The sequence below is a fragment of the Mycobacterium gallinarum genome (assembly GCF_010726765.1).
Taxonomy (GTDB): Bacteria; Actinomycetota; Actinomycetes; order Mycobacteriales; family Mycobacteriaceae; genus Mycobacterium; species Mycobacterium gallinarum.
Window position 1 is genome coordinate 2,844,726 of sequence record NZ_AP022601.1, and the last position, 17,147, is coordinate 2,861,872.

The 17,147-nt window shown below is 66.7% G+C and carries 14 protein-coding genes and 1 pseudogene; 4 read left to right on the plus strand and 11 right to left on the minus strand.

Features of this window, described 5'->3' with window-relative positions; all coding sequences use genetic code 11:
• The first annotated feature begins 11 nt into the window (after positions 1-11).
• Positions 12-1,691 (plus strand): ABC transporter family substrate-binding protein, encoded by a 1,680-nt coding sequence (locus tag G6N42_RS13820; protein ID WP_163730099.1) that lies wholly within the window; start codon positions 12-14, stop codon positions 1,689-1,691.
• On the opposite strand, the gene G6N42_RS13825 is transcribed toward G6N42_RS13820, so the two are convergent.
• Positions 1,681-2,943, minus strand: a complete 1,263-nt coding sequence (locus tag G6N42_RS13825; RefSeq protein WP_163730100.1) for an alpha/beta fold hydrolase — start codon at positions 2,941-2,943, stop codon at positions 1,681-1,683. The two genes, G6N42_RS13820 and G6N42_RS13825, sit on opposite strands and share 11 nt — an antisense overlap.
• An 81-nt stretch (positions 2,944-3,024) precedes the next feature.
• Between G6N42_RS13825 and G6N42_RS13830 the strand changes: the two genes are divergently transcribed.
• Complete coding sequence (locus G6N42_RS13830) at positions 3,025-3,438, plus strand: DUF1622 domain-containing protein (protein ID WP_163730101.1); 414 nt, start codon at positions 3,025-3,027, stop codon at positions 3,436-3,438.
• A 3-nt stretch (positions 3,439-3,441) separates the two neighbouring features.
• Here the strand turns inward: G6N42_RS13830 and G6N42_RS13835 are convergent, their stop codons facing one another.
• Positions 3,442-4,977 (minus strand): GMC family oxidoreductase, encoded by a 1,536-nt coding sequence (locus tag G6N42_RS13835; protein ID WP_163730102.1) that lies wholly within the window; start codon positions 4,975-4,977, stop codon positions 3,442-3,444.
• Between the two features lie 196 nt (positions 4,978-5,173).
• Here G6N42_RS13835 and G6N42_RS13840 point away from each other — a divergent pair, with 196 nt between their 5' ends.
• The gene (locus G6N42_RS13840) at positions 5,174-5,980 is read left to right on the plus strand and encodes a hypothetical protein (RefSeq protein WP_163730103.1); all 807 of its coding nucleotides are present in this window, start codon (positions 5,174-5,176) and stop codon (positions 5,978-5,980) included.
• Here G6N42_RS13840 and G6N42_RS13845 read toward each other — a convergent pair.
• The 7 genes and pseudogenes from G6N42_RS13845 to G6N42_RS13875 form a co-directional block, all read right to left on the minus strand.
• Positions 5,977-8,622: an AAA family ATPase gene (locus G6N42_RS13845; protein ID WP_163730104.1), complete on the minus strand. Its 2,646-nt coding sequence runs from the start codon at positions 8,620-8,622 to the stop codon at positions 5,977-5,979. The two genes, G6N42_RS13840 and G6N42_RS13845, sit on opposite strands and share 4 nt — an antisense overlap.
• Complete coding sequence (locus tag G6N42_RS13850; protein ID WP_163730105.1) at positions 8,619-9,767, minus strand: metallophosphoesterase family protein; 1,149 nt, start codon at positions 9,765-9,767, stop codon at positions 8,619-8,621. Before G6N42_RS13850 ends, G6N42_RS13845 begins: the two co-directional genes overlap by 4 nt.
• Before the next feature lie 114 nt (positions 9,768-9,881).
• A pseudogene (locus tag G6N42_RS13855) lies at positions 9,882-11,180 on the minus strand (dicarboxylate/amino acid:cation symporter).
• A 72-nt stretch (positions 11,181-11,252) separates the two neighbouring features.
• Positions 11,253-12,452, minus strand: coding sequence for a Dyp-type peroxidase (locus G6N42_RS13860; protein ID WP_232076134.1), 1,200 nt, complete (start codon positions 12,450-12,452; stop codon positions 11,253-11,255).
• A 17-nt stretch (positions 12,453-12,469) separates the two neighbouring features.
• Positions 12,470-13,003, minus strand: coding sequence for a copper chaperone PCu(A)C (locus tag G6N42_RS13865; RefSeq protein WP_163730107.1), 534 nt, complete (start codon positions 13,001-13,003; stop codon positions 12,470-12,472).
• Positions 12,996-14,540, minus strand: a complete 1,545-nt coding sequence (locus G6N42_RS13870; RefSeq protein WP_163730108.1) for a PepSY-associated TM helix domain-containing protein — start codon at positions 14,538-14,540, stop codon at positions 12,996-12,998. Before G6N42_RS13870 ends, G6N42_RS13865 begins: the two co-directional genes overlap by 8 nt.
• 174 nt (positions 14,541-14,714) lie before the next feature.
• A complete protein-coding gene (locus G6N42_RS13875; RefSeq protein ID WP_163730109.1) occupies positions 14,715-15,260 on the minus strand; it encodes a hypothetical protein in 546 nt (181 codons plus the stop codon).
• Between the two features lie 74 nt (positions 15,261-15,334).
• Here G6N42_RS13875 and G6N42_RS13880 point away from each other — a divergent pair, with 74 nt between their 5' ends.
• Entirely contained in the window at positions 15,335-15,853 is a 519-nt protein-coding gene (locus G6N42_RS13880; RefSeq protein ID WP_163730110.1) for a SixA phosphatase family protein, read from the plus strand.
• 3 nt (positions 15,854-15,856) lie between these two features.
• Here the strand turns inward: G6N42_RS13880 and G6N42_RS13885 are convergent, their stop codons facing one another.
• Together G6N42_RS13885 and G6N42_RS13890 are read right to left on the minus strand one after the other, a co-directional pair.
• On the minus strand, positions 15,857-16,423 hold the full coding sequence (locus tag G6N42_RS13885; RefSeq protein ID WP_163730111.1) for a DUF3558 domain-containing protein: 567 nt from the start codon (positions 16,421-16,423) through the stop codon (positions 15,857-15,859).
• Positions 16,420-17,034: a DUF3558 domain-containing protein gene (locus tag G6N42_RS13890; RefSeq protein ID WP_434059584.1), complete on the minus strand. Its 615-nt coding sequence runs from the start codon at positions 17,032-17,034 to the stop codon at positions 16,420-16,422. The genes G6N42_RS13885 and G6N42_RS13890 overlap by 4 nt, the downstream gene beginning before the upstream one ends.
• Positions 17,035-17,147: the final 113 nt, after the last annotated feature.

Below are 17,147 nucleotides of genomic sequence, written 5' to 3' on the forward strand. Positions count from 1 at the left end.
AGTCGGTCGGCATGAGCCTCCGACGCATCACTCAGGCCCTGGGCATGGCAACTGTAATCGCTGCCCTGACCCTGACCGCCTGCTCCGACAGCAACCAGGAGGCGCCATCGGCGGGCGGATCCGCCGAAGTCGGCAGCACCAACGACGTCAACCCGCAGGACGTCGCGAACCTGAAGCAGGGCGGCAACCTACGGCTGGCGCTGAACGACTTCCCGCCGAACTTCAACTCACTTCATATCGACGGCAACACCGGCGACGTTGCATCGATCGAACGCCCGACGATGCCGCGGGCATTCCGGATCGCCGCCGACGGCTCGGCCTCCGTCAACACCGACTACTTCACCAGCGTGGAGCTGACGAGCACCGACCCTCAGGTCGTCACGTACACCATCAATCCCAAAGCGGTGTGGAGCGACGGAACCCCGATCACCTGGGAGGACCTCCAGTCCCAGATCAACGCCACCAGCGGCAAGGACAAAGGTTTCGCGATCGCCGCCACCAATGGCAGCGATCGGGTCGAGAAGGTGGAACGCGGCGTCGACGATCGACAGGCCGTCATCACGTTTGCCAAGCCCTGGTCCGACTGGAAGGGCATGTTCGCGGGCAGCACCATGCTGCTGCCGAAGAGTTCGACGGCTACCCCGGAGGCGTTCAACCGAGCGCAGCTCAACGGGCCCGGCCCCTCTGCAGGTCCCTTCCTCATCTCCAACCTCGACCGCGGCGCGAAGCGGATCACGTTGACGCGCAACCCCAAATGGTGGGGTGAGGCACCGCTGCTGGACAGCATCACGTACCTGATCCTGGACGACGCCGCGCGCATCCCGGCACTGCAGAACAACACGATCGACGCCACCGGCCTCGCCACCCTCGACGAGATGGAGATCGCCAGGCGCACCAACGGCGTCGCCATCCGTCGCGCCCCGGGGCTGGGCTGGTATCACTTCACGTTCAACGGATCCCCGGACCGGATCCTGGCGGATCCAGCATTGCGACGCGCCGTCGCGCGAGGCATCGATCGCAACACCATTGCGGCGGTGGTCCAGCGGGGGCTCGCCGACAACCCGGTGCCGCTGAACAACCACATCTACGTCGCCGGCCAGGAGGGCTACCAGGACAACAGCGGCGTCGTCGCCTTCGATCCCGAAAAGGCGAAGCAGGAACTGGATGCGTTGGGTTGGCGGATGAACGGCCAGTTCCGCGAGAAGGACGGCAAGCAGCTGGTCATTCGCGATGTGCTCTTCGACTCGCTCGGGACGAGGCAGTATGCCCAGATCGCGCAGAACAACCTCGCCCAGATCGGCGTCAAGCTCGACCTCGACATCCGGCCCGCGGCGGGCTTCTTCACCGATTACGTCACGGTCGGCAACTTCGACATCGCCCAATTTTCTTGGAGCGGTGACGCTTTCCCGCTGTCAAGCCTTACCCAGATCTACCGCACGGGCGCGGAAAGTAACTTCGGCAACATCAGCAGCCCGGCGATCGACGCCAAAATCGAGGAGACAGTGAGCGAACTGGATCCCGCAAAAGCCCGCACGCTCGCCAACGAGATGGACAAGCTGCTGTTCGAGGAGGTCTTCAGCCTTCCGCTGACGCAGTCGACCGGAAACGTCGCGGTGCGAAGCAATTTGGCGAACTTCGGCGCATTCGGCCTCGCCGACGCCAACTACTCGACGATCGGTTTCATGAAGTAGCCCGGCGCACGGTTCGGGGGATCGCCGCGGGCACCACAGATTCGAGGGCTGCTGCCGCCTCGATACCCCAGACCAAAGCGCGCACGCCGAGCCCGGCGGGTTTCGAATCCAGGGCGGCCTCGCGTTCGGGGAGTGTGTGGAACGTGCCGTCGTAGATCTCCTTGACGACGTCCAGGGCCGCGCTTTCGCGCAGGTCGACGATGCTGTGCCCCGCGGTCGCCAAGTTGACCAGGACCGCGTTCGGAATCAGCGACGCGACCCGCTGTGCCACCGTCGGCGGCGTGATCAGGTCACGACCTCCCGAGATCACCACCGTCGGCCAGGTGAAGTTCGGCATCTGGGCGACCAGATCGAAGGGCTCGGCATCGAATTCTGTTGTGCCTGTGTCAGCTTCGCGATATGCCACGGCAGGGTCGAACGGCTTGCCGTCAGGTGTCGCGCCATAGTTCAGCTCGCGGTATGCGATGCGGTTGACGAGGTCGGGCTCGTTTCGGTATGGCGCCTTGCGTTCCAGCACCAGCCGGGTGGCGTGGGCCATGCCCGACCACAGCCAGTGCTTGCCGGTAAGTAGCAGATCCAGTTGACGCCGCAGCAGCGCGGGTCCGGCTAGGCCGTAGACGGCGATCGCCAGCTGGGTGGCTGCCGGCGTCAACTGGTTGTCGCCGACCAACCGTCGCACCTTGGGCGCCAGGTCTGCGGTCTCGGGGTCCTCGCCGTTCCAGAGCAGGCTGCGGGCCGCCTCGCGGACCGCGTCGATGTCCTGGGCGGACAGCACAGGTGAGTCGAGGACCATGGCGTGCACCCGCTGAGGATGGCGAACGCCGAATCCCGCTGCGAGATAGGTGCCGTAAGAGGTGCCGTAGACGACCGCTTTGTCGACGCCCGCATCGTCGAGTACCGCGGCCACGTCGTCGACGGCCTGGCCGATCGTCAACGCTTCCGGCGGGAGGTCGGCGCCGCGATCGTCGTGGCGGGACAGGCCGACACCGCGGTGCTCGACCATGATTACGTCCAGGCCCTCAGCGGCTGCGCGACGGCGGAAGCCCCGGTACAGCGCGACCGATGCCGCTCCGGGTCCGCCCGGGATCACGACCAGCGGATGAGCAGACTTGCGCCCGGCGCGCACGTAGTAGAGGTCGAACTCCTCGTCTGCGCCGTCCTGGCCGCTGCCCACCGGCCGCCGGACGGCGCGAACACCGGGGAGCGCCGCGAGTTTGTCGTGCGCGCGCCGGCGTTTGGCGTTCATGGTCATCGCGTTACATTCTGCCCGTTGCGCGCCCATCTTCTATAGAGTCGCGGGACGAATCGAACACCCCACGGGAGCCGAGGCAGCGTGCGGACACAGGAGTTCTTCGAGCGGGCGACGCAGGCGTTCGAAGTGCTGGGCGTGCTGTCGATGATCATCGGGTTCGCGTTCGCGTTCGGACTTTCGCTGATCACCTGGAGGCGCACCAAGAGCGGCGGTCGGGCGTTCAAGACGCTGCGGCAATCCCTGGGTGGAGCAATTCTTCTCGGCCTCGAGCTGCTCGTCGCGGCCGACATCGTCAAGACCGTGACGTCGACGCCCTCGCTCACCGACGCCGCCGTTCTAGGGATGATCGTCCTCATCAGGACGGTGCTGAGCATCACCATCGAGATCGAAGTCGACGGTGTCGCACCGTGGCGCAAGGCGCTACGCACCGGCCCCGAGGTGCTGACCAGTGCGGCCCGTAACGCCATGAGCTCGCAGCCCGACTCTCCCGCCTAGCGCTCAGGAGCGGATGAGGTCCGCGGCCTTCTCGCCGATCAGCACGCTGGGCGCATGGGTGTGCCCCCGGATGATCGTCGGCATCACCGATGCGTCCGCGACCCGCAGGCCCTCGACCCCACGGACGCGCAACTGCGGGTCGACGACGCTGGCGTCGTCGCCACCCATGCGGCAGGTGCCGACGGGGTGATAGAGCGTGTGCGACAACGAGTTCAGCGCGCGGTCCAACGTTTCGTCGTCGAGGTTCGTGGCGTTCAGCGGCCTGGCGATCTTGCCGACGATGCCGTTCAGCGCGGGTGACTTCGCGATGGTCGCGCACATCCGCAGGCCGGCCATCAGCGCGTCGCGATCCGCGCCGGCCGAGTCGGTCAGGTACCGCGGATCGATGATCGGCTTGTCCTTGGGATTCGAGGACCGCAAGGTGATGGTGCCGCTGCTGTACGGCTTCAACAAGATCGGGCCCATCACGACCGCATGGCCCGGATACGGGTCGCCGAGGCCTTCCTCGAAGTACGGTGCCGGCGCGAATATCAGCTCCAGATCGGGCAATTCGAGATCGGCGCGGCTCTTCACGAAGCCGTACGCCTCACCGACGTTTGATGTGAGCATGCCGCGCCTGCGAATCAAGTAGTTGAGCAGTTCCAGCGGCTTCTCGGCCGCGAACAAAGTGTCATTCGGCACGTCGAATCCCAGCGGCACCACCAGGTGATCGAGCAGATTGGCGCCGACGTCCGGCGACTCGGCGACCACGTCGATGCCGTGCTCGGTGAGCTGATCGCGGTCACCGATTCCGGAGAGCATCAGCAGCTGCGGGCTGTTGATCGCGCCTCCGCACAGCACCACCTCGCGTTTTGCCCGCACCACCTGCTTGCGTCCGTCTTTCTCGAACTCGACCCCGGCAGCGCGTTGCCCGTCGAACAGCACTTTCGTGGCGGTGGCTTCGGTCAGCAGCGTCAGGTTCGGACGTTTGACCGCAGGCTTCAGGTAAGCGTCCGCGGTGCTCCACCGCGCCCCGCGGCGCTGTGTGACGTGGGTTTCGCAGAAGCCCTGCGGCTCATCTTGATTGGGCTCTTCGATGCGGTAGCCGCATTCCTGGACGGCCTTGAGCCATGCGGCCGTGGACGACCGGGGGCTTCGTTGACGAGCGATCGACAGCGGGCCGCTTTCAATGCGGCGCAGATACGGTTCCAGATTCGCGTAGCTCCACTGCTCGCCGGCGGCGGCACCCCACTCGTCGTAGTCGGCGGCGAATCCGCGGACCCACATCATCGCGTTCATCGACGACGAGCCGCCGAGCATTCTGCCTCGCGGCCAATAGATCTCGCGCCCGTCGAGCTCTTTCTGAGGCTCCGTGAGATAGTCCCAGTCCATCGGGGTGCGCATCAGCTTCGAGAAGCCCGCGGGGATGTGAACAAATTTGTCTTTATCCTTCGGCCCGGCTTCGAGCACCACGACCGCAGCGGCCGGATCCGCACTCAGACGATTGGCCACCACCGATCCGGCAGAGCCCGTTCCCACAACGATGTAGTCGGCGTCCACCCGCCGGAGTCTATGAGTCCAGCGACCGCGATGCGGTCGATTGCCCGCGTCACTATGTGGGGCGACCTTATCCGGGCGTTCGAGCGTTCCCGGGTACAAAGAACGCAAATTGACGCCCAGCAACCGCGTGATGCACGAGGATGTAGCCGGCGACCAGCAGCACCTTCGAACCGCCCTCGCACTTCGGAGCCATCGGATGGAACCCCAGCCACCCGCCGCGGAACCCCAGGCTGTGCCCCCTGCCTACCGTCTTCATCCTCCCACCGGCGTCACCTGGGCTACCGCGCTTGGGGGCTTCGCTGCAGGCGGCATCCTGCTCGGGTTCAACTACTGGAAATGGCGCCAGAAGGCTGCCGCCGCGACCGTCGTCGCCGCGGGATTCGTCGCGTTCTCGGTCGTCGCCTGGCTGGCGCTGATCACGCCCGCGAGTGTGCCCGCCGTCGTCTTCCTTGTGCCGCAGCTGCTCGTTGGATACTTTGTCGCGAAATGGCTGCAGGGCCGCCGCTTCGATGCACACGTCGCCGCCGGCGGCGGAAAGATCTCGTCCGGGGTCGGTGCGGCGATCGGCCTGGGGTTCGGCGCGTTGATGCTCGGCGCTTTCGCCATCTGGTTCTTGAGCACGGGCATCAATCCCAAGGCGCTGCTCGACACGCAGGAGTCCGTCGACTTCGGCCACGGCCAGCATGTCTTCTACTCTCGCGGCGCCTCGCGCGAAGCCGCCCAGGACTTCGGTGAAGCCCTGACAAGGGGCCGCTACTTCGATGGCACCGTCGCCACCGAGGTGTGGATCGCCGGGCAGCCCGGCAAGCGGGAGATCTCGTTCGTCGGCGCCGAAGGTGCCTGGGATGACCCAGTCAACGTGGATTACATGCACGAGTTGACGGAATACATCGTGGCCGACATCGGCGGAAAGCCCGTAACGGTGCTGCTGCTCGACGAACGGTTGTATGAGAAGAAGCGGTGCCGATTGGATACGGCATGGACTTGTTCGCCGAACCCTTAGGTGGTCAGCGCGATGTGGTGGGCGCCGTCGACCGCGGCATAGCGCTGCGGACTGCACGTCAGCACGATCACCTGACCGTCACCGCCGACCGCGTTGAACACCGCACCCATCTTGACGAGCCGATCGGCGTCGGTGAAGCCCAGGGCGTCGTCGATCACCACGGGGACGGTGTCCTCCTTGGCCACCAGCGCCGCGCCGGCGAGCCGCGCGACGATGCCCAGCTGCTCCTTCGCTCCGCCGGACAACGACTCGTACGGGACCGTGCGGCCTGACAGCGTGCGGCTGCGGATCTTCAGGTCGCTGTCGACGTCGACCTCGAAACTGTCGCCGAAGACCAGCCGACCGAGGCGTTCCACCTCGCTGCGGAACGGATCGACGTAGCGCAGCCGGGTCGCATCGCGGTGACGGGTGATCACCGACCGCAGCAGTTCCGCCGCGCGGGCGCGACGTTGCACCCGCAGGTAGTCGGCCTCGGCGTGTTCACGTTCGGTTTCGGCGGCGTCCAGCTGCCCTTTGCGCCCCTCGGTGCCGTACACCTTCAGCTGCGTCTTCACCTCGCGCAGCGCCTCGACCACCTCGTCATGGGCGCGACCCAGCGCTTCGGCGTTCCGGGCGGCCTCGCTGAGCGCGGTGGCGACGGCGTCGGGTGCCGCGCCCGCCAGCTCGTCGCGGAGCTCGGCGACGAGAATGTTCGCGCGCCGCGCCTCCTCCTCGTGCGCCTCGGCTTTGACGGCGAGCTCCGCGTCGGTGGCCGCCGCGCGCTGTCGCGCGAGTTCCTCACGCGCCAGCATGATCTGGCCCTGTTCGGTGACGAGCTTGTCGCGCACCAGCGCGACGCAGGTCTCGCGCTCCCCCAGTTGTTTTGCCGCCGCCTCAGCGACCTTGCGGTGTTTGTCCCCCTCGGCGATGGCCTGGGTGACGGCGACCGTCGCCGACTCGAGTTCGGCACGTGCCGCGACGGGGTCGATTCCGAACAGGTCCGCGGTAGCGGGTTGGCGCGCGGTCAACTCGGCCAGCCGGGTCCGCAACTGCTCGGCCGACGCGTCGCCGGTCAGGGCCTCGATCCGGGTGACCAGCCGATCCCGGGTCGTCATCAATTGTTGACGCCGCTCGTCGAGGGTGCGCGCCGCGGCCACGTCGGCTACGCCGCCCGTCACCAGGGCTGTCGACAGAACCTCTTGGGCGGCAGCCAGTTTCGCCTGTGTCTCCGATGCCGGTGTGCCCGGGGCAACGCGCGCGGTCAGAACACCCGGGACTTCGAACTCGGTCTCTGCGCTGACACTCGTCGACCACGACTCGCCCTCGGCAAGGGGGTGCGATTCGCCGCCGAGGCGCACCTCGATGTCGCCGATCGCGACCAGTTCGACGTGCGCCGACATCAGCTCGACCTGACCCGTTGCCACGTCAACCGCAGACTTCGCGACCTCGATGGCCCGCATGCGTTCGGCCGTCAGCGCGATGCCGGCGAGCTCGGCCTCGGTGCGCTCCAGATCGCGTTGCGCCCCTGCGATCTTGGCCAGCAGCGAGGAAACCCGGTCGGCTTCGTCGCGCGCAACCAGTTGGTCGACGTTTCGGCGGGCCGCCTCGGCGCGCACCTGGGCGATAGCCATCGCCGCCCGCGCCTGCTCTGCCACGACCTCGGCCGCCTGCTGCACCTCGGCGGCGGTGGCCAGCTCCTCCGCCGCCGCTGCGGCCGACGCTTCGAGATCGACGATGGCGGCGGCCCGCGCATCGATCTGCTCGGCCAACTTGCGCCGCTCGTTGACCGCAGCGACCGACGTGGCGCGGATGGCGTCCGCGGCGGATGCGACCTGCTCGGCCTGCTTGAGCTGGCCGGCGAGCGCGGCGACAGCCTCGGCGGCAGTCTGCGCAGCGACGAGTTGCTTATCGGCGTCGACGCGTTCGGCGGTCAGCCGCTCCAGCTGCGGGGTGAGCTCGGCATGACGCCGGACCGCGTCGTCGACCTCCGCCATCGCAGCCGCGCAGCGGGCCAGTTCCTGGTCGGCGGCGCGCAGCCGGTTCGTCGCCGCAGCCCACTGTCCGGTGGGACGACCAGTTCGGGTGAAGTAGTCGAGGTACTCGGCCTCGACCCGGTCGATCAACAACGCGTCGGTGCCGTTGCCGGCCGCGGGCTGCGCCTCCGACACACCGGTGGCCTCGCCCGCGGCGACGTCGAGCGCACGTGACAGCGCATCGCAGCCGGAAAGATCCACCACCGAGGTGGACGCGGACTGCAACACGCGCTGGGCCTGCCACAGACAGGTGTCGACGGTCTCGGTCAGCATCGCCCGAACCCGCTCGTGCGCCTCATCGCCGGTGAGCTGCTCGCGGCGCGGCGCCAGGACCGTCAACTCGGTCTCGGCCCGCTTGTGAAACCGCTTGCGGTACACGAACCGATAAGGGCCGGTGGAGATTTCGGCGGTGATCTCGGCGCCGACGTCCGCGTGCGTCGGCTTGACCTGCTTGACCTCTTTCTTCGACGAGCGGTCCTTGGATTCCAGAAGCAGGTCCAGCGCCTCGATCATCGACGACTTGCCGATCTCGTTGGCGCCGCTGACGACCACCACGCCGCGGTCGGGGAACTCGATCTCGCGGTGCGTGATGCCGCGGTAATTGGTCAAGACCATGCGGTGCAGTTTCACGCCACTCCCCTGTCCGCCAGGCGCAGCAGCAACGCGAGTGCCGAACGCGCAGCGTCGGCGTCATCGCCGTCCGCCCTTGCCGCGGTGACCAACTCGTCGACCGCGGCCGCCGCGAATCCGCCGATCCCGAGGTTGTCGAACTCCCCGTCAGCGGGTGTCACTACGATGTCGGACTGCTTGTCCCACACGGTAAGTGCGGCGAACAGACGCGCGTACTTGTCCAGACATGCATCGAGCGCGGCCTTGTCGGTCACCGTCAGAGAACCTGTCAGCCCGATTCGGACGACGGTACGGTCCTTGTCCGGCATCAGATCCAGATTCAGGTCCAGGTCGGCGATGTCGCGGCTGTCGTCCACCGAGCGGCGCAGCGTCACGAACCGCCACCGGCCCACCGTGTGGGGCTGGACCTGCACCGGCGCGTCAGGGTGGGCTTCGTCGAGGTCGACCACCAGCACATGACCTGGATCGGTTTCAATGTCGTCGTAGTTGGTCACTTCCGGCGACCCCGAGTACCAGATTCGCCCGGTGGAACCGACCTGCATACGAGAGTGCTTGTCGCCCAACGCCGCATAGTGCACGGCGCCACGGACGATGGCTGCCTCCAGTGCCGCCAGCCGGATCAGCGACGGCCGGTCCTTGTCGGGAACGAAGATGTCGACGCCGCCGTGGCCGACCACGATACGGGCGGTTCCGTCGGCAGGCAGGTCGTCGAGTACGGAGGCCACCGGGTCTGCACACGGAGCCTTGGACGTCCACGGCGCCGCGACGAGCTCCAAGCCGGGCCGCACCACGTGCACACCGGACCGGTCGAGAACCGTCACGTTGTCCGGACACTCCGCAACGAACAGCGGGCTGGTGTAGACCGACGAGGCATCCAGCGGATCGTGATTGCCCGGCAGAAGATACACAGGAACGCCGATGGCGCGCATTGCTTCCAGCGACTGGCTGACGTCCCTCGGCGCGAGTTGGTTGTGCTCGAACACGTCGCCCGCCACGACCACGAACTCGGCTCCGGTATCGGCCGCGAGCTCCTTCAGACCCGCCACGGCGTCACGGCGCGCAGCCGAATAGCGCGGCTGCGCCTCGCCGTTGAGGAAGTAGCGGGTCATGCCGAGCTGCCAGTCGGCGGTGTGTATGAACCGCATCTCGGACCCTCCCTTCACTCGCCGCGGCCGAGCCGCGAATTCAGCCGGTCTTTGCCAGGCATCGCGAGTGTAGGTCCGGCCGCCGACATGTCCGGTGAGGCGCGGCGGGCCCTGTCAGTCGGCTTGATCTGCGCGGGTGAGCACGTCCTGATAGTCCGCGAGCTCGATTTCCTCGGCCACCACGGTCCTCGTCCCGTTGTAGACCTCACGGTCGATCTCGTCGTCGGCGTTCGCGACCAGCATGGCCACGAAGGTGTCGCCGTTGACGTTGAGGAACGTGCGGAAGATCCCGGCGAACCAGTCGACGGCGATGAGCAATCCGACCGCCTCGAGCGGAAGATCCAGAGACGTTGCGAGGAACGTGGCCACCACCGGAAAGCCGCCGGGGACGGTGATCGTTCCCATGTTCAGGAGGATGGCCAGTGCCATACCGAGCACGATCGCGCCGAAACTCAGCTCGATGTCGCCCGACTGCGCGAGGAACATGACGACGATCATCTAGTTGAGGACAGCGCCGTACGAGCCCATCGTCAGACCGACCGACAGCGTGAAGTTGGCGACCTTCTGGCTGACTCCGACTTTCTCGACGGTGTTCTTGAGCACCGTCGGGAACGTCACCGCTGAACTCGTCGTGGTGATTGCGATCGCCGTCTGCTCGACGAGCTTGCCCGGCAGTTTCCACGGACTCAGCCGGGTGCGCAACGTGACGACGACAACGAACAACGCGAACAGGATGAGGACACCGGCCAGCGTTGCCCCCAGGTATTTCAGCGCCGATGTGACGACGGCGAAACCCACATCGCCCGCCAGCGCCGCCAGCAGACAGAACACTCCGATCGGGGCGGCGTACATGACGAGTCGGATCATGGTGAGCACGATCTGCTGGATCTGGTCGATGAACGTCAGCACCCTGGTGTCGCCGGTCTTGTTGATCTGGTTGCGCAACGCCACGCCCAAAAGCAGTGAGAACACGATGATCGGCACCATCGACGCGCTCGACATCGCTTCGAAGATGTTCTTGGAGACGAAGTTGAGCAGGGTGTCCTGCCACCCCAACGCTTCTCCGGCGGACTCCTGAAGCGACGAGTCGACCTCGCCGCTGAACTCGATACCGCTGCCCGGGCGGATGAGGACACTGAGCACCCACGCGAGGATGGCTGCGACGATCGAGAATCCGAACATCCATTTGAACGTGCGGAACGCGATTCTGCCGGTGCCTGCGCCGGTCATCGAACCGGTCGCGACGATCACCGAGGCCATCACCAGCGGCACGATCGACATCTGGATCAGCCGGATGAACATGTCGCCGACGAATTTCAGATTCGCCGCCCACTCGCCGGCGATCAGGCCGAAGGCGAGTCCGGCGACCGCGGCGACACCGATCTGGAGCGCTGGATGCGACAGGGCTTTCATTGCGCGAAGCTACGTCGGCGCCGCTACAAAGACGTGGCCGGTTCGTTGCGCCCGTGTATCAGCAGTCCTCGCTCAGCCCCGGGATCCCAACAGCGACTGCCCCACGAATCCGCCGTGCGTCGGAACGCCCGGCAGGATCGCGAAAGTGGCCGATCCGATGGTGGTGATCCACTGATTGAGCGCGTCGCCGCCCGCGAGGCGATGCTGTACCGGGACGAACTGTCGCGCAGGGTCACGCTGGTAGCAGGCGAAGATGAGCCCGCTGTCTGTCGTGCGGTCGTCGCGGGGCGGATCGTCGTAGTTGTAGGGCCTGCGCAGGAACTGTTCATCATCGGTGCGGTGCCGGGCCAGCGCGACGTGGGAACTCGGCGGGATCACCGGTATCCCGTCGACGGTGGCGCCGAGGTCGGGCTCGTCGGTCTCCTTTCGACCGGTCAGCGGGGCACCGGTGTCCAGACGTCGCCCGACGGTGAGTTCCCTACTGGGACGGTCGAGTTCGTCCCAGGTGTCCATTTCGGCGCGGATCCGCCGGATGACGAGCACCGTGCCGCCGGCGAACCACGGCGTGGCCGCACCATCCGCCCACACATGCCGGTCGAGTGCCTGATCGTCACGCAGGTTCGCCGTCCCGTCGACCTGCCCCATGAGATTGCGCATGCTGCCACCCGGGCGGTTGGAGCCGTGGGCGTTGCGAAAGCCAGTCTGCCGCCATCGTTGGCGGGTCATGGAGCGGACGTTCTTCAGCAGCACCCGGCCCGCGTGCGCGATGACGACCGGATCGTCGGCGCAGATCTGCAACAACAGATCTCCGCCACACCATGCCGGCTCGAGCCGGTCGGTGCTGAAAGTGGGCAGTTCGGTGACCGATTCCGGTCGCAGGTGCGCCAGCCCCACACGGTCGAAAACGGAGGGCCCGAGTCCGACGGTGACGGTGAGTCGCGCAGGCCGCAGCGCGAGCTCGGGTTCGGTGTCGGCCAGCGCCGGATCACCCTGGGTGAGCCGCGCCGCGTCCGATGTCCAGAGCTTCAGGACGGCGGTGAGCGTGTCGCGGGCACTTCGGCCCCCCTGCGGGATCAGGTCGAGCGCGACAAACATCGCATGCGCCTGCGGCGGTGTGGCGACGCCGCTCTGGTGCGCGCCGTAGAACGGTTCGACCGCGGTGCCGAATCCGCCTGCTGCAGTGACAGATTGCGCTGCACTGCACTGGGTGAGGGCGGTTCCCGCGGCCACCGCGGCGGCGCCGCCGGCCAGGAGACGCCGCCGATTGAACATCGGATGCCCACCCATGGCTAGTGATGCCCTCCGCCGGAACCGGTGCCGCCCGGTGTGTATTCCTCGTCGGCGCCCGCGAAGTCGCGGATCTGCGCAGTCACCGGAAGGGTCGAGCCGTCCTCGAAGACGACGGTCAGCGTCACGTCGGCACCTGGCTGCAGCGGTGCCTTGAGATCCATCAGCATCAGGTGGTCACCACCGGGGATCAGTTCGCGAGAGCCACCCGCCGGTACCGTCAGGCCATCCGCCTTGGGACGCATCGTCATTGCCCCCGATGCATCCGGGACGACCTCGTGCACCTCGACCCGTCCGGCAAGCCGCGATTCACCGGACACGATGCGGGCGTCGTGGTCGCCGGAGTTGGAGAACGTGCCGAACACCGCAGCCATCCCGGCCATCCCCGTCGCTGCCGAGCTCGCCCACTGATTCTCGACGGTAATGGTGGACGCCATCAGCTCCCTGCGGTCGCCCGGGGAGGCCGAACAGCCGGTGCCGAGCAACGCGCAGACGGCGAAAGCCGCGACCCACACCCGGATTCTTATGTCAGACATATGCCTTCGACTCCTCAGCGTCGCCGGTGTCGCCGGCCACCTCGCGTTCGCGGGTTCGGCGCCGCCTGGCGAGAACGGCTTCCACCCCGAGTACGACGAGCAGCGACAGCCCGAACACCGGGAACAAGATCCCGAGAACGACCGCGGCGACGGACACCGCGACCGCCGCACGTTTGGGTGTACCGGCGCGGGTCGCATCGCTGACCGGACCCGGCAATCCGCTGCGGCCCGAGGGGCGGCGATGCCACCACATGAACAGTCCGGTCAACGCGCTCAGGATCACCCCGAGGCACGCGACTGTCGCCAGGATCCGCGTCAGCACTCCGAACTGAGTGCCCATGTGCATCGCAATACCGAAGCTGGTCGCCTGGGATAGCGCCCCGTCATGTTCCGCGGTGGCGTTGGTGATCGTCCGCCCGGTGAACTGGTTGAGGTACAACGTGCGCTGCTCCGAAAGCCTTTGCGGCCACGCGTTGACGACCGTGTAGCTGCCGTACAGCATTTCCCCGTTCTCGGTGACGTCCGTCGGCGGGATGATCGCGTAGCCCGGAACCATGTGCTCGCCCTTGGCAAGCCGATCGACGTCGGCGAACGAGAGGCGCGCGGGCGCCGACCCGTGGATAGCCGATACGTACACCGGATCGTCGGTGGCCGCCCAGGCGATGCGTCGGCCCAGGCGGTCGTAATCGCCCATGGACGCCGGCGTCGAGGGAGCGTCTACTTCGATCGACGGCGTGATCGTGGAAGAAACCGCCCGCCAATTCTCGCCCCAATACCGTGACCACGTCAGTCCGGAGAGCACATAACAGATGAGGACGACCGCGATCACCACACCGGTGAGCGCATGCAGATCGCGCCACCGGATGCGGCCGCCGCGTTTCCAGCGGATCGTCAGCAGCGGCTTCGTCGCCTCGATCGCCCTCGGCCACCACAGGTAAATCCCCGTGGCCATCAGGACGAGGATCCAGACCGCCGTCAGCTCCATCCACAGGTTTCCGATCCCGACCGGAATCGTCGCGTCGGGATAGGCCGACGGCGAGATCAGGTGTCCGACCGATGGCAGGTGGACCTGGGGCCCGTCGTTGCCGAACAGGCGGTGCAGCTGATTTGCCCACCCGACGAGGCCGGACAGCTCACTGCGCTGGCCCAGATATCGCCCGGTGTACGGATCCACGAAGACCTGGGTGAGGTTGGCTTCCCCAGCAGGCAGCGATAGGCCTCCCGGCGACAGGAAGTCGACCCGTGTCGACTGGCCCGCGCCCGCGGGCGGTGTGACGGCGTCGATCGTGTAGTCCGCGCCGACATTCTGCGCGGCGACGTCGACCTGGTTATCGAGCGAAACGGTGTCGGGCCCTTCGGCAACGACATACAGATCGCGGTGCAGCCAATCGTTGAGCGGCCCGGTGTACAGGATCACCAGCCCTGAACACGCAAGCAGCACCAGAGCGGGTGCGGCGAACAGGGCCACCCAGAAATGCAGACGCCAGATGCGCCGCAGCACGGCGGCATCGCCGCGCTTCGCGACTGTCGGTTTCATCGAAGAATGCCAAGCACGAGGAGAGGTGTGTCGAACACCTGATTCAATTCCTTAGATCAGATCAAGCAAGAAAAGGGAGATCGGTTGCGGCGCATCGATTCAGCGCTGACACAACAGAGGACGGCAGCGACACCTCGGCTGAGGCTTCGCTGCTGTGGTGTGAGAGATCGACCGCTATCCGGCCGACAGAGCGTGCCGTGGCGGCGCACGCATACCGAGGCCGGCGCAGAGCAGCACCGACTGTGCGACAACGTCACTGGTTACCAGCGGCAACGCCCGCGCGGCCGGCCGCAAGGCGGCCCGCGCGAACAGTCGCAGCCAGCACACCACCGACTCGCAGACGACGTAGAGGTATTCGACGGAGGTGATGGCGACGCCGAGCAGCACAGCGGCGCCGAGATGCGCGGCGGCCATCGCAGGCGTGAGTCCCACCGCGTGGCCGTGGTGATGCGATGCGGACGCCATCAACGTGAGGTGGCCGAGCGACTGCGCGACGGCGAGCGCGCCGATCACGCCGAGCAGCCTGCCGCGGCGATCCTCGAGTGGCGCGGCGGCCAGGATGGCGCCGACGATCGCGCAGACCAGCATCGACGCGATGAGTCGTCCGCCCTGCGGAACGACCCCGCCTGCGGCGGCGTGAGCACCGACCGTGACCACCGCCGAGCACGCACCCACGAGGGCGCCACGCACCCAACGCGCCCGTGACTTCGGCGTACTCACGTGGCGAACCCTACCGCCGCTGCTACTACATCAGCTAGTAGACCCCATCACGGCACCACCTCTACGGTGAGACGGTGAGCGACTCCTATCGCACGCTGTTGCTGCTTCGTCACGCCAAGTCGGACTACCCGGCGGGAGTGGCAGATCACGAACGTCCGCTGGCACCGCGCGGTATCCGGGAGGCCGCGCTCGCCGGTGACTGGCTGCGAGCGCACGCGCCCGCGGTGGACGCGGTGCTGTGCTCGACGGCCACTCGCACCCGGCAGACGCTGGAGCAGACCCGCATCGACGCGCCGACGGAGTTCGTCGACCGCCTCTACGACGCGACGCCCGGCGTGGTGATCGACGAGATCAACGGGGTCGCCTCACGGTTCGACCACGAGGTGAACACGCTGCTGGTCATCGGGCACGAGCCGACGATGTCCGCGGTGTCACTCGGATTGGCCACCGCTGACGGCAGCAACAGCACTGCGGCCGAACGCATCTCCGAGAAGTTCCCGACGTCCTCGGTCGCGGTGTTGCGAACCGGCCAGGGCTGGGATCAGCTGGCGCTCAACGGTGCCACGCTCGTCACCTTCCACGTGCCTCGGTGAGACTCAGGCGCGGGTGGCCAGCGTCAGTTCCATCAGCTTGAGCGCCATCGCGCAGGCATCGCTGCCCGGGCTCTGCGGGTTGACCCACCAGCCGACCACGCCTGCCGCATCGCTGGCGACCCCGCAGGCGCCGTTCGGATCGTTCGGGCGCATCACGATGGATTCGATACCCGCCACCGACTTGCTCTCGACCTGGTACTCGAGTTGGTCGGCGACCTCGCGTTCATTGGCCAGACTGCCCTGCTCGAACCAGAAACGGGTGATGTCCACCAGTCCTGTCGGGTTGGCCGCCTGCCAGCGGCACACCGCGCCGACGAACGTGCTCTGGATGTCCAAGGGATCCGCGTTGACGGTCTCGGCGAGGATGTCCTCGGTCAGGACGTCGCACTCCTTCTGCAGGTTCGGGTACTGCCGTTCGGAGTCGTTGTTCCGGGGTGTGTCACCGGACCCCGACTTGGTCGCAGTTCCCTCCACGGTGCTGGTGCACCCGGCGAGCACGGCGACCGCGGTCAGCGCCACGGCAGCAGCGCGCACGGCACCCCGGCGTTGATGGCTGAGTCCGATTCTCATTTGGAGTTCACAATCGACTGGCGGGTCAGTTCCTTGGCGACGTCGCACGGGTCCGGGAACGGCTGCTCGTTGTAGCTGATCGACCATTCGATGAAGTCGTCATCGAACTGGATGCCGATCTCGCACAGGTTGGTTCCGAGCATCGGATCGTCACCGGTGGCGATGAAGCCGTTCTTTCCCTCGATGGTGATGTCCTCGACACTGGCTCGGGTCAGCTCCTCGGTCTTGCGTTCACGACCGATGGGGCTGCCGCGGAACCAGGTGAACGAGAAGTGCGGGCCCAGGATGCTGCCGCCGGCAAGCCACTGACACCCCACCGACGTCTTCGCGGTGTTCACCAGACCCGGGACCCGCGTCTGCGAGATCACCTCCTGGTCGCTGATACCCCCACATTCAGGGAAGAAGGGGCCGTGGGTCGCGTTGTCCGAAGGTGCCTGACTCTGCGGCACCTCCCCCGGGTTCGTCGGCTCGGAATCCGAGCATGCGGCAAACATCGGGATCATCACCGCGGCCGCCACGGCCAGCGCTTTGGCGTTTCGGCTCGTCCGAGCCGGGCGCGTCGTGGATCTGATGTCGCCGCCGGGGCGGCTCCGGGGAGTCACGCCATGCACTGTAGCGGCAGGTCAGAAGGTCAACCACCGACAGGCCGGTTGACCTGCCTATTTATCCAATTCTCAGGTGACACTGCTGGCCACGACGGATAGGCGGTATGCGACAGTAACTC